The following is a 23,474-nucleotide window of genomic DNA, read 5'->3' as shown; positions in this document are numbered from 1 at the left end:
CGTGCCGCTTCGCTCACGCCGCGTGAGCGGCGTGACGGTACGCCACGCATTTTTTTTGCCGTGTCAGGTCAATAAATCTCATTTTGTACGGTTGAAATCAGCTGCTTTTGCGTTATTGTGATCGTCATCACTTCCCGGTACTCCCGCCGTAGAAGAAAAACAGATTCAGAGAACGACATGCACAAAACAGATGAACTGCGGACCACGCGCATCGACAGCCTGGTTACGCCGCAAACGCTTGCGGACAAGCTGCCGATTTCCACGGCGGTTGCCGCTAACGTGACAGCGTCACGTAAACGTATCGAACGCATCCTGTCAGGGGAAGATAAACGCCTGCTGGTGGTGATCGGCCCCTGCTCGATTCACGACATCGACGCCGCGCTGGACTACGCCGGCCGCCTGAACGCCATGCGCGAACGCTACCAGGATCGGCTGGAAATCGTGATGCGCACCTACTTTGAGAAGCCGCGCACCGTAGTGGGCTGGAAAGGCCTGATCTCCGACCCGTCGCTGGACGGCAGCTACCAGGTCAACCGCGGCATTGAAATGGCGCGCAAGCTGCTGCTGGACGTCAACCAGCTCGGCCTGCCGACCGCCACCGAATTTCTCGATATGGTGATCGGCCAGTATATTGCCGACCTGATCAGCTGGGGCGCCATCGGCGCGCGCACCACCGAAAGCCAGATCCACCGTGAGATGGCCTCGGCGCTCTCCTGCCCGGTCGGCTTCAAAAACGGCACCGACGGCAACACCCGCATCGCCATCGACGCCATCCGCGCCTCGCGCGCCGGCCATATGTTCCTGTCGCCGGATAAAAGCGGCCAGATGACCATCTACCAGACCAGCGGCAACCCGTACGGCCATATCATTATGCGCGGCGGCAAAACGCCGAACTACCACGCCACGGATATCGCCGCCGCCTGCGACAGCCTGCGCGAGTTCGACCTGCCGGAGCAGCTGGTGATCGACTTCAGCCACGGCAACTGCCAGAAGCTGCACCGCCGCCAGCTGGACGTGGCCGAGGACGTCTGCCAACAGATCCGCGCCGGCTCCTCCGCCGTCGCCGGGGTGATGGCGGAAAGCTTCCTGCTGGAAGGCACGCAGAAAATCGTCGCCGGCCAGCCGCTGACCTATGGCCAGTCCATCACCGACCCATGCCTCAGCTGGTCGGACAGCGAACAGCTGCTGGCGATGCTGGCGGACGCGGTGGATACCCGCTTCTGACCCGCCCCCGGCCGGGGTTTAGCGCCCCGGCCTGCCGCGACAGCGTCTTGCACCTTACGCCGGCGCGGCGCATTTTTTTCCCCGACCCCATTTTTACGATAAATCCCCCACCGAGGTTTAAGGCATACTGCGGACTGTTTCAATCAGCCTTGACAGCCGACATGACCGAACAACTTCATATAACACTTGTCGTGGAGCTCAGCCGTTGGATAGAAAACCATCTGGGCCGAGCCATTCAGTTACCCGAACTCGCCGCCTACTCCGGCTATTCGCTTTGGTATATGCAGAAGGTTTTTAAGGAGATTTCCGGCCATTCGCTGGGGCGTTACATCCGCGAACGCCGGCTGATGGGCGCGCTGCGCAAGCTGCGTTTTTCCGAGCAGAGCCTGTTTGATATCGCCATTGATTTTGGCTTCGGCTCGCAGTCGCACTTTTGCTATATGTTTAAAAAGCGCTTCGGCTGTACCCCGTCCGAGCTGCGCAGCTCACCGGCGCTGCCGATCGCGCTGACGCCGCCGCTGCATGAACAGCTGCCGCAGGCCGCTTAACCGGGTTTTCATCCATACGTAAGTTATATCAGTGCCGGGTGCCGTCAACGCCCGCTGTTGCTCTGCCACCGCAGTGAACGGCAATTGCCGGAGCCGTAGACGCGGCGCCGGCCCCCGCATTTAGGCACGTTCTGCCTGTGCCACCTCAACCGGACATCCCTGTCCGGTTGCCCCTGTCTCAGGTTCCTTGTTCGACAGCCCGTGACGCGCACTGAAGGTCAACACCCGAATCTGTCGCTACCGGGCCACCTAACCCACCGCACTGACGTTAAGCCCCCTTTCATCTTAAAACTCATAGCTTACCGATACTTTCACCGTGCGCGGATCGCCCTGGAACAGGTAGGTGCCGGTGTCCTCAACCCCTGACCAATACTTCTCATTGGTCACGTTATCCACCCCGACGCGCCACACCATCTCATGGCGATCCTGATTAAGCCGCTGCCGGTAGCGCACTCCGAGATCCAGCGTGGTATAGCTGTCAAGCTTCTTGCTGTTGGCGGCATCAGCATATTGCGAACCGGAGTGCCGCAGCCGCGCGGTGGCGGTCAGCCCCTCGACCGGCTTGATATCGTATTCGGCCCCCACCACCGCGTAGAAACGCGGTACGCCGATCGCATCATGGTCGTCGTTGACGCCGTTCTGGGTTTTGCTCAGCGTCGGCTGCAGCCAAGTGGCACTGCCGTTCAGCCGCAGGCCGTACAGCGGCTCGCCGAACACGTTCAGCTCGACGCCGCGGTTGCGCTGTTCGCCGTCCAGCCCGTAGCGTCCGCTGTCATCCTGCAACGCCGACGGTTTTTTAATCTCAAACAGCGCCAGCGCGCCGCCGATACGGCCGAAATCCACCTTCACGCCCACTTCGTTCTGCTTCGAATGGGCCACGCCGGTGCTCTGGCCGTAGTTGCTGGCGCCCAGCGGCGCAATGCTGCCCGGCTGCAGGGCCTCAGTATGGTTGGCATACAGCGACAACTGACGCCATGGCTTGTACACCACGCCGTAGGTCGGCATCCAGCGACTGGCGTTATAGCGCGAATCGGCCTGCTCCGCGCCGCTGGCGTTATCATAATCGCGCACCACCACTTTCTGATGACGCGCCGCCACGGTCAGCAACAGCCGGTCGTCCAGCAGCCCCAACGTATCGCTGAACAGCCAACCCTGCGTGCGCGAACGGCTGGTGGTCAGCGGATCGTCGTAGTTGCCGCCGAAGTAGCTGTTCTCGGGGATCGCCACCTCATCGGTATGGTAAATATTGGTGGTCGGGTTATTGGTCGACATGCGCCAGGCGGTTTTATCGCGCTTGGTCAGCGCGGAGTAACCCACGTTGACCTGATGCGTGATCGGCCCACTGGCGAACCTGCCGCGCACGCCGGCCATCCCGCTGAATGCGTCGATAATACGGTTGGTATCCAGCCGGCCGATGGTGGCGTTGCCGCTGGTGTCCAGCAGCTTCGGCGCGCCGTAGACGCCGGTTTCATGGCCGTGCTGGCCACCGACGCCGGCGTATGCCGTCCAGGCGGCGTTCAGATCGAATTCGGCGCGCGCCATGCCGAACTGGTTGTCGATATCGCTGTAGGCCCAAGGCTGGCTGTAGTTATGGCCGCTGTCCGGCACCGCCGGCACGCTGTCGATACCGCTGATATTGACGCCCATGGTGCCGCCGTGGAAGCTTTTCTTCTGGTAGCCCAGATCCAGCGAGGCCCGCAGCCGCTCGCCGCGGTAGTCCAGCCCCAGCGACAGCATGGTGGTGCGCAGTTTACTGTCGTCAACCGCGGCTTCCCCTTCGCGGTGCACCAGATTCACCCGCGCGCCAAAGCGGTCGTCGTCGCCAAAGCGGCGGCCGGCGTCCAGCGTACCGCCAAGCTGCGACGCCGAGGTATAATCGACGCCCACCCGCGTCAGCGGCGTCTCTTCCGCATGCTTCGGCTCCAGATTGATCATGCCGCCGACGCCGGACGAGGCGGCGCCGTTAACCAACGAATTAGCCCCTTTAAAGATCTCGACGCGGTCGATCATCGCCATATCCACCACCTGACGCGGCAGCACGCCGGCCAGACCGCCGAGGGTCAGATCGTCGCCGTCCAGCTGGAAACCGCGGATGCGATAGCCTTCGGCAAAGTTGCCGTAGCCCTGCACCGGCTGCACGCCGGCGTCATTGCTGACCACCTCGCTGACGGTCTTCGCCTGCCGGTCCTGCGCCATTTTCGCGGTGTAGCTGATGACGTTGAACGGCACGTCCATCGCCCGCTGCTCGCCCAGCATCCCCAGACGACCGCCATAGGCCACCTGCCCGTCCAGATAGGCCGGCAGCGGATCGTTACCGCCGGGGGTAAAGCCGTCGTCGCGCGCGCCCTGCACGACCAGCGTCTCTTCCTGCGGCTGCGCCGCCTGTACGCCCTGGGTCAGCGCGCCTATCGCCAGCGCCAACAGCGTTTTGCCCAAACATTGAGCGTATATGGTGTTGTGCATAATAGTTTCAGCAAAGTAAGCAAAAAATGGCCCGCATCAGCGGGCCTGAAAGATTATTGATTCAGCGGCAGCCGCACGATGCTATCCGGCCCCTGGGTGGAGCCGTCTTTGTTGAACGCCTGCTTCACCGTGACGTACAGGGTTTGTCCGTCGGCGGACAGCAGCAGGCTGTTCGGGTGCGGCGGCAGGCTGACGCTGCGTTTTGTCGCGTAGCTGTGCGCATCCAGGATCAGCAATTTGCCCGATTCGCGCTGGGTGAGGTACAGCTCCTGGCGCTGCGGGTTAAACTTGACCGCCAGCGAATCGCCGTTGTCCAGTTGCTTCAGCAGTTTGCCGCTGCGGATATCCAGCACCAGCGTGGTTTTGGCTTTCGAGTTGTCGGTAACGAACAGCCGGCCGTCGCGCGTATCTTCCGCCAGATTAAGCAGCAGCGCCGGCTTCTCCCCCAGCGGCCGCCAGCGCTGCTCAATCGCGTAGCTGTGCGGGTTGATCACCAGAATTTCGCCGCCGCCGTTGGCGGCATACAAGCGCCCGGTCTGTGCGGAATAGTGCAGGCCGGTCACCCACTTCCCGGCGTTGTTAATGCGCTTTTTCAGCTTCAGCGTTTTGGCATCCACCACCCAAATCACGCCGGGATCCGCCACGCCGCCGATAAACAGCCGGCCGTCGTGCCAGAGAATTTCACGCGCGCCATACGGGAAGCCCTTGTCATTACGCTCGCTGAACAGCAGGCGGCCGGTGATTTTGCCGCTGGCGATATCCAGCGCGCTGACGCCGCCGTCGAGCGAGTTGGTGACATACAGCGTCTTGCCCTGCGGATCCATCGCTACGCCGAAGTTTTTCAGATCGGTATGGGTGATCCCCAGCACCTTCAGCGTGGCGGGATCCAGCTTATAGATCGCGCCGCCCTGCACGTCCTTAAAGCCCTGCGCGCTGGCGACGTACAGCGCCTGCCCGTCCGGCGTCAGGGCCATTTCATACAGCCCTTCGCCCAGCGCGTTGTTTTGCAGCCGCGCATTGTTTTGCAGCGGCGCGCCCTGCGCGGCCGCCGGCGCGTCTGCCGCCGCGGCGGAAACGTGGCCGCCCTGCTGGGCGCTGCAGCCGGCCAGCGCCAGCCCGATCAACAACATCAGCGCAGATTTTTTCTTATTCATCGGAACCCTCTTTTTCAGCATAAAAATTAGAAACTGTAGTTGGCGGTCACAGACAGATTGCGCGGCGCGCCGTACACCACGTACTGGCTCACGCTGGTGTCGTAGCGTTTATCAAACAGGTTGTTGAGGTTGGCCTGCAGCGACAGCCGTTTGGTCAGCTGATAGCGGCCGAACAGGTTGACCAGCGCATAGCTGCCCTGCTCGGCGTGCAGGGTGCCGTTGCCTTCCGGCCCGGCCACGTCCTGCCAGGTGTGCGACTGCCAGTTCACCCCGCCGCCGACGGTCAGCTCACGCAGCGCCGGTGGGTTGTAGGCGGCGAACAGCTTCACGCTGGTGCGCGGCAGGGTCGGATTGACCGCCTCGCCCTCGCCGTCCTGCGCCACATAGCGGGTCGCGCCGAAGGTCATCTGCAGGTTGTCGGTCACCGCCCCGTTGACTTCAAACTCAATGCCTTTACTGACGGTGCCCTGCGCCGCGTAGTAGGCCGTTTCGCTAGTGCCGGGGATCACATGGCCGCTGCTTTGCGCCACGTTGTCCTGTTCAATGCGGAAGATCGCCAGCGAGGTGGTCAGGCGGCTGCTCAGCCAGTCGCCTTTCAGGCCGGCCTCGTAGTTTTTACCGCTGACCGGCGACAGATAGCGGCCGCTGCTGTCACGGTAGGTCTGCGGCTTGAACACCGAGGTGTAGCTGGCGTAGGCGGACCAGGCGTCGTTGATGTCATACACCAGCCCGGCGTACGGGGAGACGTTGTTTTTCGCCATATTCTGCGTCAGCGTGCTGGTGCTCCATTGGGTATAGCGCGCGCCGGCGATCAGATGCAGCGGATCCGCCAGTGAAATGCGCGTCGCGGCATAGGCTGATTTCTGGTGGATGGTGTCCTGCTGCGCCACGCTCATCTCGCCCCAGTCGCTTTCCGGGAACTGGCCGTTCCAGTGATTGAAGTTGCCGACGTCATCGGCCGACAGGTTGGCGAAGGCGTTCAGGTAGCGGTTGGTCTGCCGGCTGTAGCTGACCCCGGCCATCAGCTGATGCTGGCGGCCGAACAGCTGATACGGCCCGCTGGCGAAGGCGTCAATGGCATGCACCTTGCGCGTACCGGTGTTGTAGCCGGTGCCGCCGACCACCGGATAATCCGGGTAGGCACTGACGCCGATGCCGCTGTCGCGGTCGAAGAAGCCGTCGATATACAGCTGTTTGCTGTCGAGTTTGGTTTCGCTGTGGGTGCCGTTCAGGGTGAACTGCCAGCCGTTGCCGAAGCGCTGCTTCAGCGTGGCGAACAGTTTGCGCGACTGCTTGTCGTTATAGGCCCAGTCCGGCGCGGTGTTGAACGAACGTGAATAGTCGGTTTTGCCGCCGTCGCGATACCAGCGCGGCACGCCGCCCCAGGGCGGGCTGTCGGCGTTGGTTTCCTGATACTCATAGCCCGCCGACAGCGTGGTGCTGTCGCTCAGGTCGGCGTCCACCACGCCGTACAGGAACTTCTTGTTGGCGCTGTAGCGGTCGATATAGCTGTCGTTATCCTGATAGCCGGCTACCATGCGGCCGCGTACATTGCCCGAGTCCGTCAGCGGCGCGGAGAGATCCAGCACATAGCGCTGTTTGTTCCAGCTGCCGTAGCTGGCGGAGAGATTGCCGGTAAAGGTTTTGCTGTCCGCATGCTTGCGCACCATATTCACCGCGGCGGACGGGTTGCCCGCACCGGTCATCAGGCCGGTTGCGCCGCGCACCACCTCAATGCGCTCATACAGCGCGGTGTCCGAGGCGGAATCCCCCAGGTTCCAGCGCTCCTCGAACACCGTGGGAATATCATCCACCATATAGTTATCAATCAGAAAACCGCGCGAATAGAAGGTGCTGCGGTCAAAGTCGGCCACTTTTTCCGATACGCCGGTGGTGTTTTTCAGCACGTCGCCCAGCGTTTGCATCTGCTGGTCCTGCATGCGCTGCCGGCCGATCACGCTGACCGACTGCGGAATATCGCGGGGGGTCAGATTCATCTTGGTGCCCGCCCGGGTAATCGGCACGCTGTAGTCCTGCTGCGTGGCGTCATCGTCGCCGGCGGCGGCTTCCACCAAGATGTTGTCTTCCTGCTCCGTCGCCTGCGCGGCGGCCTGCGGCAGGTGCAGCGCGGCGCTCACCAGTACGGCAAGGGCTGACAGCGCCGGCATCGCCCGGCCGCCGACGATCAGGGTACGGACGCGGCCAGGCCGGCTACGGCGTTTAGCCAAAATCATTATTTTATCCTTACGGGTTTTATTATTGTCAGTGGGCGACATGCGCCGGCGTGATGGCCGCCGCGCGCTGGCGCCGATTTTCCCTGTGCCCGTGTTCAATCACCTGCAAGCGCGGCGATCCCGGTATTGATGTCTTTCCCTGCGGCATATTAATCACGCGATAGCACAAAGGCCTCGCACAGTAATACGAATGAGAACTATAATTATTTGTATTGTTGATGTAAAAACATATTGCAAAAAATCGTTAGTCAGCTAGCTATCGCCCTGCAGCCTGACGCGATGTATCTTTCAGTTTCGCTATCAAGGAGTGACCGGCCGTGCAGCCCTCGCGTTTATTTCCGCTGTTTTCCCCCCTACTGACCTGTCTGCTGCTGTCCGCCCCGGCGGGCTATGCCGCGGACGCCGCCTGGCCGCGCACCCTGCATACGCCGCAGGGCGACGTGGTGCTGCAGCAGCCGCCGCAGCGCATCGTTTCCACCAGCGTGACGCTGACCGGTTCGCTGTTGGCGATTAACGCCCCGCTGGTCGGCACCGGCGCCACCGCACGCAACTCGACGGTGGCCGACGGCCAGGGGTTTTTCACCCAGTGGAGCCAGGCCGCGCAGGCGCGCCGGCTGAAGCCGCTGTATATCAGCGAGCCCAACGCCGAAGCGATCGCCGCCGAAGCGCCGGATCTGATCGTGATGTCCGCCACCGGCGGCGACTCCGCGCTGAAGCTGTACGACCAGCTGTCGGCCATCGCCCCGACGGTGGTGATTGATTACGGCAATATCAGCTGGCAGGGCCTGACGCAGCGGCTGGGCAAGATCACCGGCCATGAGGCGGATGCGCAGGCCGCCGTCGCGCGCTTCGAGCGGCGGGTGGCAACGCTGAAACAGCGTATCGCCCTGCCGCCGCAGCCCACTTCGGCGCTGGTGTATTACGAAGACGGACGCGGGATGAATATCTGGACGCCGGCGTCGGCGCAGGGGCAACTGCTGCAGGAGCTGGGCTTTACCCTCGCGTCGCTGCCGCCGGGCATCAGCGGCAACAGCGCGCAGGGCAAGCGCAACGATATTATTCAGCTCAGCGGGGAAAAAATGGCGCGGGCGGTCACCGGCGCTACCGTCCTGCTGTTTTCCGCCGACGGCCGGACGGTGAATAAGTTTGCCGGCAACCCGTTTCTGTCGCAGCTGCCGGCGGTGCGCCGGCAGCGGGTTTACGCGATGGGTCTGGATACTTTCAGGCTGGATTATTACAGCGCCAACAATCTGCTGGACGCTCTGGAGCAGCAGTTCGCCAACGTGACACCGTAACTCAAAGCGTGCAACTCAGGGCCGGGAGTCCGCCGCCGCCGGCTCCCCGCCCGCCGGTTCCTCCTCTTCCTCCTGCGGCGACGCAGGCAGCGCACAGTGGCGCAGCGTACGCACGCAGCACGCCAGCAGCACGCCGATCGCCGCGGCCGCTCCGCCGAAGGTCAGCACGCTGAGCAGCGGCGTCAGCACCCTGCCGACCACGCCCAGCCCCAGCGCTCCCAGCGAGTCGCCGGTAACGTCCTGCGCGGTGCCGAGACTGTTCACCCGCCCCAGCAGATGGTCCGGCGTGTTGCTCTGGATCAGCGTAAACTGCAGCAGCGAGGCAATGGCGTTGGCATAGCCGTAGCACACCAGCGCGATCAGCGCCGGCAGCAGGCTGCTGAACACCCCCAGCGAGGCGATGGCGACAAACGCACAGATCGCCGCGCTCAGCATCAGCACCCCCGGCCGCGGGAAACGCGGCACCCAGCCGCTGGTAAAGGCTCCCAGCATCGCCCCCAGCGGCACCGCCGAATACATCAGGCCGACGGCCGAGGTGCCCACCTGATAGGTCTCCTGCGCCAGCGCCGGAAACAGAATGCGCACCGCGCCGACGATGCTCATCAGCATCCCCAGCAGCACCACCGATCCCACCACTTTGTGCCGCCAGACAAACTGTACGCCGCTGGCCAGCGCCCGCAGCGGATGTTCCGGCTCCTGCGCCTGCGGCCGCAGCGTCGGCAGCCGCGTCAGCGGGATCAGCGTGCCCAGGGTGCCGGCCGCCGCCACGGCAAACGCCGCCCCCACGCCGCCGGCGACGATAATCACGCCCCCCAGCGCCGGCGCCAGAATCGCCCCCAGACGCACGGTGATCATGCTGAGCGCGCCGGCGGCGGCCAGATTTTCCCGCCCCACCAGCAGCGGGATCACCGCCATCAGCGCGGTCATGCCCAGCGCACCGAAGAAGCCGTCCCAGGCGGCCAGCAGATACAGCGCCCACAGCGACGGCGCCGGGGCGAAGGCGTTCAGACTCAGCGCCACAAAGCCCAGGCCGCAGGTGCCGCGCGCAAACAGGATCAGCTTACGGCGGTCGAAGCGGTCGGCCAGCACGCCGCCCAGCATCAGGCCGATAAACATGCCGACGCCGTCCAGCGCCACCGCCACCCCGACCTGCAGCGTCGAACCGGTCATCGCCTGGATCTGAATCGGCACGCCGACCGCCAGCATCCCCAGCGAAAACACCGACAGCATGCGGGCGCAGAAAATCGCCCGGAAATGCGCATTGTTTTTCAGCAAACTGAAATCAAGCAAAAAAGAGGGTTTAGCCATAATGTCTCACATTCAACCTTGTCATTATTGTCCGCACTCGTTAGCTGAGGCCGGCGGCCGCGGCAGCCGCCGGCCCGTCGGTCAGGCCAGTCGGTACTGGCGGGTTAACAGCGAATGCAGCAGCGGCCCGAGCGTTTCCAGCGACGCCGGCGACAGAATATCCGCATGTTCGCAGGCCTGCGGGTAGCAGATCAGCCGCTGCAGATACGGCGCCCAGGCGGCGTTGACGTCCATCTCCGCCGGCAGCGTCTTGCTGGCGACAAACAGCGTCGCCGTGCCGTCGAAGCGCGCGCTGTGGGCCGTGGACAGCAGGCGCACCGCGTCCTGGTAGTTGGCGACGATGTCGTTGAACATCGCCGTCTTCTCCGCCCGCAGCGCCGGATCGCCATCATCCTCCGCCATAAACTCCGCCTGCTCCTGCGCCACTTCCTGCTGCGCCTGTTCCTCGCTCGGCCCGCTCCAGTCCTGACCTTCCGGCGGATAGGTATCGAGCATGCCGAGGAACGCCACCTCTTCCCCCTGCTGCTGCAGGCGCGCCGCCATCGCATGGGCCAGCGTACCGCCCAGCGAGTAGCCCAGCAGGTAGTACGGGCCGTGCGGCTGCAGGCGGCGCAGGTTCGCCAGATGACGATCGACCATCTGTTCCAGCGTGTCGCAGCGGGCGATCGCCCCGTCCGGCCGCGGCGACTGCAGGCCGATCAGCGGGAAGGCGCCCGGCAGATGGCGCAGCAGGCCGGCGTACTGCCAGGCGAAACCGGAGGCCGGATGCAGACAGAACAGCGCCGGGCCGTCGCCGTCGCGCAGCCGCAGGATTTCGCCGGCGCCGCGGCTTTCGGCGCTGCCGCCCGGCTGCGTCTCATCCAGCAGCGCCGCCATATATTCCACGCTGCGGGCAAACATAATCTGCCCAACCGACAGCGAGCGCCCCGACTGCTGACGCAGCTCCGCCGCCAGCCGCATGGCGAGCAGCGAATGCCCGCCCAGCGTGAAGAAATCGTCCCCAGCGCAGATGCCGTCGCGCTGCAGAATACGGCTGAACAGCCCGGCCACCAGTATCTCGCTGTCGCCGTGCGGCGGCCGCCCCGTCGCCTGCCGGTACTGCGGCTGCGGCAGGGCTTTGCGGTCCAGTTTGCCGTTGGCGCTGAGCGGGAAACTGTCGGTCAGCACGTAGCTGACCGGCAGCATATGCGCCGGCAGACGCTGCGCCAGCGCCTGCTGCAGCGCGGCGGTATCCAACTCAACGCCCGGCTGCGGCACCAGCCAGGCCACCAGCTGGCGCATATCCGCGCCGCCGGCGGGAGCGGCCTGCGGCGACAGCACAATGGCATGCGCCGCCGCCTGCGCCACGCCGGGCTGGGCCAGCAGCGCCTGTTCGATCTCACCCAGTTCAATGCGCTGACCGCGGATCTTCAGCTGGTCGTCGCTGCGTCCCAGATATTCGACGCTGCCGTCCTCCAGCCAGCGGGCGATATCGCCGGTGCGGTACATACGTTGGCCGTCCCCCGCCGGCGACGCCACAAAGCGCTGGGCGGTCAGATCGGCGCGCTGCAGATAGCCTATCGCCAGCTGTACGCCGCTGAGGTACAGATCGCCCGCGCAGCCGACCGGCACCGGCCGCAGCAGCGCATCCAGAATGTGCAGCTGGGTATTCCACACCGGCCGGCCAATCGGCACGCCGGCGCCGTCGATCGCCGCCAGCGCCGCGCCAAAGGCCGGCTGATAGCTGACGTCCACCGCCGCTTCGGTCGGGCCGTACAGGTTATGCAGCGGCGCGCCAACCTGCGTCTGGTAGCGGGCCGCCAGTTCGCACGACAGCGCCTCGCCGCTGCAGAACACCTGCTTCAGGCTGCGCACGCCGCGCGGCGACGCCTGTTCGGCCAGCGCCTCCACCCAGATGGCCAGCATCGACGGCACAAAGTGCAGCGTGGTGACGCCGTAGTCGTCGATCAGCGCCGTCAGCGCCTGCGGATCGCGGTGCGCCTCCGGCGGCGCCATCACCAGCCGCGCCCCCACCATCAGCGGCCAGAAGAATTCCCATACCGAGACGTCGAAACTGCACGGCGTCTTTTGCAACACCACGTCGCGCCCGTCGAGCGGATAGGCATGCTGCATCCAGTACAGCCGGTTGATAATCGCCCGATGGCTGACCACCACCCCTTTCGGCCGCCCGGTCGAACCGGAGGTGTACAGCACATAGGCCGCGGCGTCGGGGTCGACCACCGGCGCCGCGTCGTCCGCCGGCAACGGTTCGCCAGACGGCGACACCTCATCAAACGTCAGCACCGACGCCAGCGCGGCGAAGCGCGGCTCCAGCGTGCTGTCGCTGATAATCAGCCGCGGCCGCGCGTCCGCCACCATATAGGCCAGCCGTTCATCCGGGTAGCCGGTATCCAGCGGCAGCCAGGCGGCGCCAAGCTGCACGATGGCGCTCAGGGCCAGGCTCAGCCGCACCGAACGCGGCAGAGCGACGGCGACGATATCCCCCGGCCGGATGCCGGCCTGATGCAGACGCAGCGCCAACTGCCGCGTCTGCTGCTGCATTTCGCGGTAGCTGAGGCAGTGCTGCGCATCCTGCAGCGCCACGGCGTCCGGCGTGCGCGCCGCCTGCTGCGCCACCGCCTGCGGCAGCGTGGTCGCCGCCAGCGGCTGCGCGGTCTGGTTCACCGCCGCGATCAGCGCCTGCTCCGGCGGCGTTTGCAGCTGCCACTGCGCCAGCGGCCGGTCCGGCTGCTCGATCCACTGCGTCAGCAGCAGCATCAGCCGGTCGGCAAAGCGCTGCGGCTGCGGCACCGACGTGCGGTACTCCATCAGCAGACGCAGACGCTCGCCCGACAGCACCAGCAGCGTCAGCGGGTAGTGGGTATAGCCTTTGTTGGCGATGGCGTCGCAGCGCAGCGCCCGATCGCCCCCCAGCAGCGCGCCGTTGTCGGGATAGTTCTCCACCACCAGCAGCGTGTCGAACAGCGTGCCGGCCCCTGCCAGACGCTGAATTTCGCCCAGCCCCAGATCGTCATGCTCCAGCAGCGCGATCTGCTGCTGTTGCAGCTCCGCCATCTGCTCACACAGCGAACGCTGACCGTCCAGCCGCACCCGCACCGGCAGCGTATTGCTGAACAGGCCGACGTGCTCCTCCACGCCGTCAATCTGGCCGAAACGGCCGGACACCGGCGAGCCGAACACCACGTCCTGCTGGCCGCTGTGGCTGGCCAGCTGCAGCGCCCAGATGCCCTGCATCACGCTGTTCAGCGTCAGGCCGCGCTCGCGGCACAGGCTCAGCAGCCGCTGCTCCAGCGCCGGCGGCAGCGTCATCGCCAGTTCGTACACCGCCTCATCGTGCGGACGATCGCCGAACAGCAGCGTCGGCCGCGCGTCCTGCAGCGTCTGTCGCCAGATCTGTCGTGACGCCTCGGCGTCGCGCGCCGTCAGCTGCCGTACTATATCGCCGTAGCGCGTGCGCAGCGGCGTCAGCGCCGTCGGCCCCTGATACAGCGCGGTCAGCAGATCCCCCAACACCACCGGCGTCGACCAGCCGTCCACAATCAGGTGGTGAGCGTTAAGGAACAGCGTATAGCGCGCCTCATCGCCGTGCCTGACCAGCAGCGCATGCAGCATCGCCCCGCCCTGATTGAACAGATCGCGCGTCAGCTCCTCCTGCTCCAGCGTGTGCAGCGCCTGCGCTTCCTGCTGCGCCGACAGCGCCGGCAGCTGCTGCACGTCCAGCGGCCATGGGCTGTCGCCCTCCGCCAGCAGCGGCAACAGCTGCAGCGGCTCGCCCTCATTGGCAAAGCGCGCCGCCAGCTGCGGATGACGACGCACCACCGCATCCAGCGCCTGCTGCAGACGCTGTTCATTCAGCTCGCCGCTGAGGCTCAGACGGGTCAGCGAGTTATAGCTGCCGCCGACCGCCGCGGTCTGGGCATGGAACAGCAAACCGTGCTGCAGCGGCAACAGCGGCAGCGCGTCCGCCAGCGGCCCGTGACGCTGCTGCCACTGCTGCAGCTGTCCGTCGCTGACCGCCAGCGGCGCCAGTTCGGCCGCCACCAGCGTCGCCGCCGCCTGCGCCGGCTGACGCGCGGCAAACGCAACCAACTGGCTCAGCGCCTGTCCGATGCCGTCGTGCAGCGCCGCGATATCCTGTTCGCTGAAAATCGCCGGCAACCAGCGCCAGTTCACCGCCAGACGCGGCAGCGCGCCCTCCTCGACAAAAATATTCACTTCCAGCGGGTGGCTCAGCGTCTGCTGCTCATCCTGCGCCACCGCAAAGACGTCGCGGAAACGCTGCTGCGTGCGCTGCGGCGTCCACAGCGCCTGTTCCTGAGCAAAGCGCCCGAGATAGTTGAACAGGATCTCCGGCGCATTGCGCGCCGCCAGTTCGCTCAGCTCAGCCCGGTGCTGCGGATGCAGGTAGCGCAGCTGGCCGTAGCCGATACCGCGATCGCGCACCGCGCGCAGCACGCCCTTCACCGCGCGCACCGCCTGATGCGCCGGCGCGTCGTCCAACGGGATCAACAGCGGATACTCCGCCGTCAGCCAGCCGAGGGTGCGCGCCAGATCGTTGGCGCCGACGTCTGCGCGGCCGTGCGACTCGACGCCGACGCGCAGCTGCGCGGCGCCGAAACGCTGACGGCAGGCCAGCGCCAGCGCGCTGAGGATGATCTCTTCCACGTTGGCGCGGTAGCTGTGCGGCAGCGTTGCCAGCAGCGCGGCGGTCAGTTCACCGTCCAGCAGCATGCGTCGCTCACGCAGCGCCGCCGGGCGATCGTGCTCCACATCCAGCGCGCGCGTTCCCAGCCGCGGCGCGCCGTCCGCCAGCATCGCCCGCCAGAACGGCAGCTCCGCCGTGCGCGTCGTGCTATCTTCCCGCAGCCAGCGCGACCATTCATACAGCGAGGTCTCTTCCGCCGGCAGCGTCGGCGTTTCGCCGTGCATCGCCGCCTCCGCCAGCTGGCGCAGCTCCTCCAGCAGGATGCGCCAGGAGACGCCGTCGGTCGCCAGGTGGTGAATGGTCAGCACCAGCCCCTGCGACCGGCCGTCGCCCTGTAGCAGCACCGCCTGCATCATGACGCCGGCGGCGGGATCAAGCCGGCTCAGCGCCTGGTCGAACGCCTGCTCGGCGGCCGCTTCCAGTTCCCCTTCCGGTGTCTGCACCCGCAGGCAGTCGGCCCCGGCGCTTTCACCCACCCACAGCTGCCCGTCGCGGGTGCGCGCGTCCAATACCGGGTGCGCCGTGCGCAGCTGCGTCAGCGCGTGGCGCAGTTGGCCGGCCTCCAGCGCCGCCGGCACGCGCAGAAATACCCCGTGAGCAAACAGGCGGTTGATATCGCCCTGTTCGCCGAACGCATGCAGAATCGGCAGGCCGTCGAGCGGCCCGTGCTGCACCGCACGCGCCGGCTGGCGCTGCATCGCCAGCGGCTGCATCGCTTTCGCCATCCGCGCCGGCGTAGGCTGCGCAAAGATATCGCGCGGCCGCAGCAGATAGCCGGCGCGCCGCAGCGCGGTGCCCAGCCCCATCGCCGAGATGCTGTCGCCCCCCAGCGCAAAGAAATCATCGTCGGCGCCGACGCGCTCCATACCCAGCAGCTGCGCCATCGCCTGGCAGATCAGCCGCTCGGCGTCGTTGGCCGCGGCGCGGCTGACGCGACTCACCGCCTGCTGCGGCTGCGGCAGCGCCTGACGGTCGATTTTGCCGTTAACGTTCAGCGGCAGCTCGTCCATCACCACCAGCAGCGCCGGCACCATATAGTCCGGCAGGCGGCTCGCCAGCGCCGCCAGCAGATCGTGTTGCAGCGTCGGCGACGCCCGCAGCGCCGCATCCTGCACCGAGCAGTAGCCGATCAGCCGGTGAGTGGCGCCGATCGCTTCGGCAATCACCACCGCGCGTCCCACCTGCGGCAGCGCCGCCAGTGCGCTTTCCACCTCGCCCAGCTCCACGCGGAAACCGCGCACTTTTATCTGGTGATCGGTGCGGCCGATAAACACCAGCTGTCCGTCACTGTTCCAGCGCATCAGGTCGCCGCTGCGGTACATCACCTCGCCGCGGCGGAACGGGTTGGCGACAAAGCGCGCCGCGGTCAGGTCCGGGCGGCGCAGATAGCCGCGGGCAATGCCTTTACCGGCGATATACAGCTCGCCGGCGACGCCGATCGGTACCGGCTGCAGCCGTTTATCCAGCAGCCACACCTCGGTGTTGGCCACCGCGCGCCCCACCACCGGCTGGTCGGCGGCGGCAACCGGCGCGCCCAGCGTATCCACGGTGTACTCCGACGGCCCGTAATAGTTGTGGATCTCCACCTCCGGGTGCTGCTGCATCAGGTTCCACAGCGTCGGCGTCGCCGCCTCGCCGCCGATCATCACAAACGACGGCAGCGGGAACTCGCCCTGCAGCAGCCCGCAGTCCACCATCTGCGAGAAGAAGGACGGCGTGATATCCAGCAGATCCACCGGCGTCCGGCGGGTCTGCTCCAGCAGCGCCCAGGCGTCGCGCCGCAGCTCTTCGTCGAAGATATACAGCTCGCAGCCCATGATCATGCAGAACAGCGGCTCCCAGGAGGAGTCGAACGAGAACGAAGCGGTGTGTCCGGCGCGCATGCGCCGCCCGTGGCGGGCCTGGTACTTGGCAATCGCCGGGCCGAACAGATAGGCCTGATGGGACAGGAACAGATTCAGCAGGCCGCGATGGGTCGACATCACCCCTTTCGGCCGACCGGTCGAGCCGGAGGTGTAGATCATATAGGCCAGATGGGCCTCATGCAGCGGTTCGCGGCGTTCGGCATCGTCAAGCGGATGAGACGCCGCCGCGGCGCACAGCGCCCGGCAGTGCGCGTCATCCAGACACCACACCTGCGGCAGCTCCGGCATCTGCGGCAGCGTGCCGCGCTGCGTCAGCAGCAGCGCCGGCTTGGCGTCGTCACACATCAGCGCCAGACGCTCACGCGGGTAGTCCAGATCGAGCGGCATATAGGCCGCGCCGCTGGCCAGCACCGCAAACAGCGCCACCAGCGTGTCGACCGAGCGCGGAATGCCGATCGCCACCACGTCTTCCGCGCCGATGCCGTGGTCAATCAGCACCCGCGCCAGCTGCATCACCCGCTCCGACAGCTGGCGGTAGCTGAGGCTCTGGCCGTCGCACGCCACCGCCGTTTCCTCCGGCTGCTGCGCCACCCGCTGCAGCAGCGCGTCAACGATCGAGGTCATGCCGGCGGGAGCCGCCAGTTCGCGCCCCCGTCCCCAGGCGGCCAGCCGCTGCAGCTCCGCCTCGCCAATCAGCGGCAGTTCGCCGTTCGGCTGGTGCGGCTGACGCGCCAGTTGCTGCAGCAGATGACCGATGCGCTCGGCATGCTGACGCAGCGTGGCGGCGGAATATTTCTGCGGGTTGGCCACCAGCGAGACGTACAGCGCCTCGTTGCGGAAACCCAGCTCAAACTCCAGATCGTCCACCGGCCCCATCGCCAGCGTATGCGTCACCGCCGGCTGGCCGTCAAAGGATAAGGCGCTGTGATACACCTTGACGTTGATCACCGGGCCGTACAGCTCCTGCTGCTGCCCCACCAGCCCCAAATCCCGCCGGATCTGCTCCGCCTCATAGCGCTGATGGCGACGCACCTGTTTGATCTCCGCCACCACCGCCCGGCAGGTTTCCGCCAGCGACATCTGCTGCGTAACCGTCAGCTGCAGCGGCAGCACATTCACCACCGGCCCGATCGCCGCCAGCGCCTGCGATCCCATGCGGCGCATAAACGGGAAGCCCACCGACAGGCGGCTTTCGCCGCTGATGCGCGCCAGATACACCACCAGCGCCGCGGTGACGATGTCCGCCGGCTGCGCCTGCTGCAACGCGTCATCCGCCTGCAGCGCGTCGAACAGCGCCGCCGGCAACACCAGCGACTGCTTGAGCGGCCGCGCATCGTCTGCCACGGCGCAGCTTTCGTGCGACAGCGACAGCGTCGGCGGCAGATCGCTCAGCCGCTGCTGCCAGAACAGCGCCGCCCGCTCCGCCGCCGGCGAGCTTTCCCACTGACGGTACTCCTCCACCACCTCGCCGAACGGGGTAAACGGCGACGGCGACGGCGCTTCCCCCTGACGCAGCGCACGATAAATATCGGCGATACGCCGGGTCACGGCGTCAAAGCTGAAACCGTCCAGCATGATATGGTGGAAACGCTGATACCAGAACCAGCGCCCGGCGCCGACGCGGATCACCGCCTGACGATACAGCGGCCGCTCGCCGTCGGCGGGCAGCGGCTGCGCCAGATCGTCCTCCATCAGCGCCAGCGCGGCCTGCTCCGCGTCCGGCCGCTGGCTGAAGTCCAGCCACTCGGCGGGCGCGACCTGCGCCGGATCGGCCCGCAGCGGCAGGCGCTGCTGCGGCACACCGTCCGCCGACTCGTAGAACTGCGCCTGCACGGTATCGGCCTCCGCCAGCCCCTGGCGGATGGCGCGCTCCAGGCACGAACGGTCAATCTCGCCGCGCAGTTCGGTGTAGTGCGCCACGGCAAAGCTGTTGCGCCGCTGCGCAATCTGATCGGCGATCCAGATGCCCGGCTGCGCCGCAACCAGCGGACAGGTTTGATAATCGAGCCGGGTTTCAGGCAGTGAAAGGGTTTCTGACATGCTTGCTATCCTTTTCCTTAAACGGAATCTATCGGAACTTGAGCGCGCGGGTTACTGCGCCGGCGTCACGCTGTTTTTCAGCACCGCGGGGCGCATGTCCTGCCAATGCGCTTCGATAAACGCGATGCACTCGGCGCGCGTCGCCGGCCCCATCACCTCGTGCCAGCCTGCCGGCACGGCGGCAAACTGCGGCCACAGCGAATACTGCTGTTGCTGATTGATCAGCACCAAAAACGGCAGGCTTTCATCATCAAAAGGGTTTTGTTGTTCCTGAGTCATTTCCATCACCTGTTAGTCGAAATGTATGTCGTCCATAGCGGAAAGCAGCCAGTGCAATCCGTCCAGCAGCCCGCCGCGCCAGCACAGCGCGTCGTGGCCGCCGGAAAATACCCGGTAGTTGACCCGATGCCCGGCGGCCTTCAGCGCCTGCTGCATCTGTTGATTAACGAATTCAATATCCTCTTCCCGGCTGCCGGCCTCCTGAAACACCGTCAGCGTGCCGGCGGCCACCCGGCCCTGACGCACCTGCTGCGTCAGCCAGCCTTCGTCAAACTCCGCCCGCCGGGCGAAATCGGTGACGTACTGCACCGTCGGCCACCAGAACGAGCCGGACTGGCTCAGCACCCGGCCGAAACGCTGCGGCCAGTGCAGCCCGGCGTACATCGCCGCCAGACCGCCGTAGCTCTGCCCCGCCACCACGGTGCGCGCGCCGCTGTCGCTGAACGCCATGCGTTGCCGCACCAGCGGCAGCAACTCCGCCTGCAGCGCCAGCCAGAAGTCGGCATTGCAGGGCAGCTCCCGCTCGCGGTGCTGCCCGTCAATCACGTCAACCAGCAGATAACAGGCGGCCGGCAGGCGGCCCGCCGCCGTTTCACGCGCCAGCACCGGCAGCAGCGGCTGGCCGTCAACCCAGTTCTGGCCGTCCAGCAGGATCACCAGCGGCCGCTCCGCCGCAGCGGCGCCCTCGCCGCTGGCGTAGGCCCAGATGCGGCGCTGATTGCCCAGCGCTTCGCTGCGCCAGAGGAACTGATGTATATGCGCCGGATCCAACGGCGGCGGCGCGGTCAGCCAGGCGCGCTGATCGGCGGCGTCCGGCCCCTGCGCCAGCGACAGCGGTTGACCGATGCGGGTCGACGCGGCGGGATACGGGTTTAACGGGTCGGCAATCGCCAGCGGGAAAAGGGAGATCCACCAGGCGCGCTGCTGCTGGCGGCACTGCGCCCGATCGGCGCTGAAAAGCGGAGGAAGCTGCGCGTCCTGCACCGGGATCAGGCTGTAACTGCCGCGCCAGTCGCGCGGCAGCAGGAATGAGCCGTGCCAGATATCCGTACCCGCCAGGCGCCGTAACGTGCTTGGCTCGGTACTGTGGTGGTCGGTCACGCCGTTGATATCGAGATAGACCCGCCGGATCGGCGAGCGGCGTTCGTCCCCGTGCGGATCGCGCCACAGCCAGGTAAAACGCACCTGTTGCCGGTCATGCTCTTCGACCACCGGCGTTCCCCGCTGGGCAATCTGTCGCCACCACGCCGGCTGCCCGGCCGTCTCGGCCTGCAGCCAGCGGCTGACCGTCCCTGCCGCTACCGTGCTCTGTGCGCTTACTGCCGCTCCCTGCCGGGCGGCTGGCAAAATATGCATGTAATTCCTTACGGTAAAATGAGGTACTTTTACGAAGATTTACAATCGTATTGATAATCATTCTTATTTTCAATATCATTTGCGAGCTTTTTTGCTGTGGCGGAAATGACAGCAAATCAGTGACGGCCAACTGGTGGGATAAACGGGGCCGCAGCAGGCGGCGTGGACAGCCACGTACGCCTCCATACAGCAAAAATTGACTCAGGGGTTAAAATGAGATTGAAAAACAAAGGGATAACTAGAAAACAACCGGCCGCGCCCGGGCAGCTGTTCTATTTGTTATTTTCACCTTCCCTCATCCTGTTGCCGGCGCTGCCGGGCCATGCGGCGGACGAAGAGAACATCATCGTGACCGCGCAAAGCGTCACCGCGCCGCTGAGAGGACCGGTGGCCAAAGACAGCGCCGCCGGCACCAAGACCGCCACGCCGCTGCGCAAAACGCCGCAGGCGATTTCCGTGATCACCCGCCAGCAGATGGACGACCAGGCCGCCCTCTCCGTTTCCGACGCGCTGAACTACACCAGCGGCCTGCTGACCAACTACCGCGGCGGCTCCAACCGCAACGACGAGGTGATCGCCCGCGGCTTTCGCTATATGCCCAAGTTTCTTGACGGTCTGAGCTACGGCCTTTCCGGTCAGGCCGGCGCGGCGGGCCAGATCGATCCCTGGCTGCTGGAACGCGTTGAGGTGGTGCATGGCCCGGCCTCCGTGCTGTACGGTCAGGTAAACCCGGGGGGCATTATCAGCATGACCAGCAAGCGCCCCACCGCCGAGAGCATTCATAAAATCCGCCTCAGCGGCGGCAACCGCCACTACGGCGAGGCGGCGTTTGACTTCGGCGGCCGGCTGAACGATGACAATACGCTGTTCTACCGGCTGAACGGCGTCGCCAGCACCCAGCACCAGTCGATGAAAGACAACAAGCAGCAGCGTCTGGCCATCGCCCCGGCGCTCACCTGGCTGCCCAATGCCGACACCAGTTTCACCCTGCTGACCAGCTACCAGAATGAGCCGAAGGCCGGCTTCCGTAACTTCCTGCCCGCCAACGGCACGGTGTTTTCCACCAGCGCGGGGCGGATCCCCTACGACCTTAACGTCAGCGATCCGAGCTACAACCAGGCGAAGCGCGAGCAAACCTCGGTGGGCTATATTTTCGACCACAGCCTCAGCGACGCGCTCACCTTCCAGCAGAACCTGCGCTACACCAATATGGATGAGTCCTACAAATATCTGGTGTACACCTTCGACGCCGACGACCGTAACGACCACTCCATCAATCGCCGGCCGCAGCACGATAAAATCGAGTCGCAGGAGCTGGGCATCGACAACCAGCTGAAGGCTGAATTCGCCACCGCCGACGTCAGCCACACGCTGCTGGGCGGGCTGGATTACAAATGGAGCGACGTGGACAGCAAGCTGTGGCGCGACAGCGGCGACCAATACATTCTCGACTGGGCGCACCCGACCCCGGTGCATATCGATGAAAGCACCTTCAGCCTGGCCACCAGCAGCCGCAAAAAGCTGGATCAGTTGGGGATCTACCTGCAGGATCAGCTGGAGTGGCAACGCTGGAACCTGCTGCTGTCCGGCCGGCAGGACTGGTCGGAAGTCCGCACTCAGGATCGCGTGGCGGACAGCGACGTGCAGCAGAACGACAGCAAGTTCAGCGGCCGTGCCGGCCTGCTGTACGCGTTTGATAACGGGCTGTCGCCGTACGTCAGCTACAGCACCTCCTTCGAACCCAACCTGAGCAGCGGCGCGCCGGGCAGCGATCCGTTCAAACCCACCACCGGCGAGCAGACCGAAATCGGCCTGAAATATCAACCGCCGGGCAGCAACACGCTGCTGACCCTGTCGGCTTTTGATATCACCCAGAAAAACATCACCGCCTATAACAGCGTAACCGGCTATAACGAGCAGGTCGGCAAGGTGCGTTCCAAAGGGATTGAGGCCGAAGCGCACGCCCAGCTGACGCCGTCCATCAACCTGATCGCCGCCTACAGCTACACCGATGCGGTGACCAAGGAGAGCGCCATCAGCGGCCAGGTCGGCCATACGCCCGCCAGCATTCCGCGCCACGCCGCCTCCGCCTGGGGCAGCTACCGCTTCCGCCACGGCGCGCTGCAGGGGCTGACGCTCGGCAGCGGCGTACGCTATACCGGCACCAGCTGGGGGGATTCTGAAGGTGGGTTTAAAATTCCGCACTACACGCTGTACGACCTGATGGCGAAATACGAGTTGGAACAGGCCAGCCCGGCGCTGCGCGGCGCCACGCTGCAACTGAACGTCAACAACGTGGCGGACAAGCACTACGTCGCCTCCTGCGGCAACACCTCCGCCTGCTTCTACGGCAGCGGCCGCAGCGTTATCGCCTCGCTGGCTTACAGCTGGTAAGCGCCCCGCCGGCGGCCGTGATAACGCGGCCGCCGGCGTTTTTCGTCACCACGTCTAGCTTATCCGGACGGCGGCGCCGCTCACCGACAGCTCCAAACGCGCTGCCATGGCGGGTCACTAAATTGCAAATAAAGCGACTATCGAATCCTTAGCCTCAAAAAGCAAGAAAACCTGTTTAGTTTCAATAAATTACAAACCAATCACCATGAATTTAGGCATGCAACACCTTGCATTCCATTCCAATAAAATCATGCACTTACCAGTTCTCTCGTTTTAATTCGGGAAAATTTCGGCAGCACAATCACCAAAACAAATATGATGCAGGGAATCATAATTAGACCGAGCTCCATCCCGGCCACCATATCTTTTGAGGTGCTGCCCCTGCCGATGTTCAACCCACACGAACACTACGAGGCCGGCATTGGGGCAGCAGATTTTATATAGGTTCAGAGTTTAAATTTTCAAGGCGTCGCAGTGGGCAGTTGATGGCTGTATTGACGGTTTCTCATGCCCGTCTATACTTTTCAACAAGGGCAGATATAGCCCGCATATACCTACCTGATATACCCGGCGTCGTGTCCGGGCTTTTTTTTGCCCACAGCGCAGACG

General features: G+C 65.0%; 11 protein-coding genes. 4 read left to right on the top strand and 7 right to left on the bottom strand.

Annotated elements, in window-relative coordinates; genetic code table 11:
- Positions 1 to 177: 177 nt before the first annotated feature.
- On the top strand, positions 178 to 1,224 hold the full coding sequence (locus I6G83_RS17405) for a 3-deoxy-7-phosphoheptulonate synthase (protein WP_054306130.1): 1,047 nt from the start codon (positions 178 to 180) through the stop codon (positions 1,222 to 1,224).
- Positions 1,225 to 1,385: 161 nt separating this feature from the next.
- Positions 1,386 to 1,772: a helix-turn-helix domain-containing protein gene (locus tag I6G83_RS17400; RefSeq protein WP_054306129.1), complete on the top strand. Its 387-nt coding sequence runs from the start codon at positions 1,386 to 1,388 to the stop codon at positions 1,770 to 1,772.
- Between the two features lie 285 nt (positions 1,773 to 2,057).
- On the opposite strand, the gene I6G83_RS17395 is transcribed toward I6G83_RS17400, so the two are convergent.
- The 3 genes from I6G83_RS17395 to fhuE are packed head-to-tail and all read right to left on the bottom strand — an operon-like array spanning position 2,058 to position 7,557.
- Complete coding sequence (locus I6G83_RS17395; RefSeq protein ID WP_054306128.1) at positions 2,058 to 4,235, bottom strand: TonB-dependent receptor; 2,178 nt, start codon at positions 4,233 to 4,235, stop codon at positions 2,058 to 2,060.
- 53 nt (positions 4,236 to 4,288) lie between these two features.
- Complete coding sequence (locus tag I6G83_RS17390; protein WP_054306127.1) at positions 4,289 to 5,389, bottom strand: YncE family protein; 1,101 nt, start codon at positions 5,387 to 5,389, stop codon at positions 4,289 to 4,291.
- Between the two features lie 26 nt (positions 5,390 to 5,415).
- Positions 5,416 to 7,557: a ferric-rhodotorulic acid/ferric-coprogen receptor FhuE gene (gene fhuE, locus I6G83_RS17385; RefSeq protein WP_054306138.1), complete on the bottom strand. Its 2,142-nt coding sequence runs from the start codon at positions 7,555 to 7,557 to the stop codon at positions 5,416 to 5,418.
- Between the two features lie 383 nt (positions 7,558 to 7,940).
- Here fhuE and fepB point away from each other — a divergent pair, with 383 nt between their 5' ends.
- The gene (gene fepB, locus I6G83_RS17380) at positions 7,941 to 8,918 is read left to right on the top strand and encodes a Fe2+-enterobactin ABC transporter substrate-binding protein (protein ID WP_054306126.1); all 978 of its coding nucleotides are present in this window, start codon (positions 7,941 to 7,943) and stop codon (positions 8,916 to 8,918) included.
- A 15-nt stretch (positions 8,919 to 8,933) separates the two neighbouring features.
- Here the strand turns inward: fepB and entS are convergent, their stop codons facing one another.
- From entS to fes, 4 genes are all read right to left on the bottom strand, one after another.
- Positions 8,934 to 10,226: an enterobactin transporter EntS gene (entS, locus tag I6G83_RS17375; RefSeq protein WP_054306125.1), complete on the bottom strand. Its 1,293-nt coding sequence runs from the start codon at positions 10,224 to 10,226 to the stop codon at positions 8,934 to 8,936.
- A gap of 81 nt (positions 10,227 to 10,307) precedes the next feature.
- The gene (locus tag I6G83_RS17370; protein WP_062778954.1) at positions 10,308 to 18,836 is read right to left on the bottom strand and encodes an amino acid adenylation domain-containing protein; all 8,529 of its coding nucleotides are present in this window, start codon (positions 18,834 to 18,836) and stop codon (positions 10,308 to 10,310) included.
- A gap of 51 nt (positions 18,837 to 18,887) precedes the next feature.
- Complete coding sequence (locus I6G83_RS17365; protein ID WP_054306616.1) at positions 18,888 to 19,115, bottom strand: MbtH family protein; 228 nt, start codon at positions 19,113 to 19,115, stop codon at positions 18,888 to 18,890.
- Positions 19,116 to 19,127: 12 nt separating this feature from the next.
- Entirely contained in the window at positions 19,128 to 20,471 is a 1,344-nt protein-coding gene (gene fes / locus I6G83_RS17360; protein ID WP_054306617.1) for an enterochelin esterase, read from the bottom strand.
- Between the two features lie 213 nt (positions 20,472 to 20,684).
- Between fes and I6G83_RS17355 the strand changes: the two genes are divergently transcribed.
- Positions 20,685 to 22,865, top strand: coding sequence for a TonB-dependent siderophore receptor (locus I6G83_RS17355; protein ID WP_054306618.1), 2,181 nt, complete (start codon positions 20,685 to 20,687; stop codon positions 22,863 to 22,865).
- Positions 22,866 to 23,474 lie beyond the last annotated feature (609 nt).

Origin of the sequence: Serratia rubidaea (assembly GCF_016026735.1) — a bacterium.
Lineage (GTDB): Bacteria > Pseudomonadota > Gammaproteobacteria > Enterobacterales > Enterobacteriaceae > Serratia_B > Serratia_B rubidaea.
The sequence above is the reverse complement of the archived record's forward strand: the minus strand, read 5'-3'. Positions and strand labels throughout refer to the sequence as shown.

What these genes read in the sequence shown, in the direction of transcription:
- I6G83_RS17405 (WP_054306130.1), top strand. Translation starts at nt 178, where the DNA reads ATGCACAAAACAGATGAACTGCGGACCACGCGCATCGACAGCCTGGTT.
- I6G83_RS17400 (WP_054306129.1), top strand. Translation starts at nt 1,386, where the DNA reads ATGACCGAACAACTTCATATAACACTTGTCGTGGAGCTCAGCCGTTGG.
- I6G83_RS17395 (WP_054306128.1), bottom strand. Translation starts at nt 4,235, where the DNA reads ATGCACAACACCATATACGCTCAATGTTTGGGCAAAACGCTGTTGGCG.
- I6G83_RS17390 (WP_054306127.1), bottom strand. Translation starts at nt 5,389, where the DNA reads ATGAATAAGAAAAAATCTGCGCTGATGTTGTTGATCGGGCTGGCGCTG.
- fhuE (WP_054306138.1), bottom strand. Translation starts at nt 7,557, where the DNA reads ATGCCGGCGCTGTCAGCCCTTGCCGTACTGGTGAGCGCCGCGCTGCAC.
- entS (WP_054306125.1), bottom strand. Translation starts at nt 10,226, where the DNA reads ATGGCTAAACCCTCTTTTTTGCTTGATTTCAGTTTGCTGAAAAACAAT.
- I6G83_RS17370 (WP_062778954.1), bottom strand. Translation starts at nt 18,836, where the DNA reads ATGTCAGAAACCCTTTCACTGCCTGAAACCCGGCTCGATTATCAAACC.
- I6G83_RS17365 (WP_054306616.1), bottom strand. Translation starts at nt 19,115, where the DNA reads ATGACTCAGGAACAACAAAACCCTTTTGATGATGAAAGCCTGCCGTTT.
- fes (WP_054306617.1), bottom strand. Translation starts at nt 20,471, where the DNA reads ATGCATATTTTGCCAGCCGCCCGGCAGGGAGCGGCAGTAAGCGCACAG.
- I6G83_RS17355 (WP_054306618.1), top strand. Translation starts at nt 20,685, where the DNA reads ATGAGATTGAAAAACAAAGGGATAACTAGAAAACAACCGGCCGCGCCC.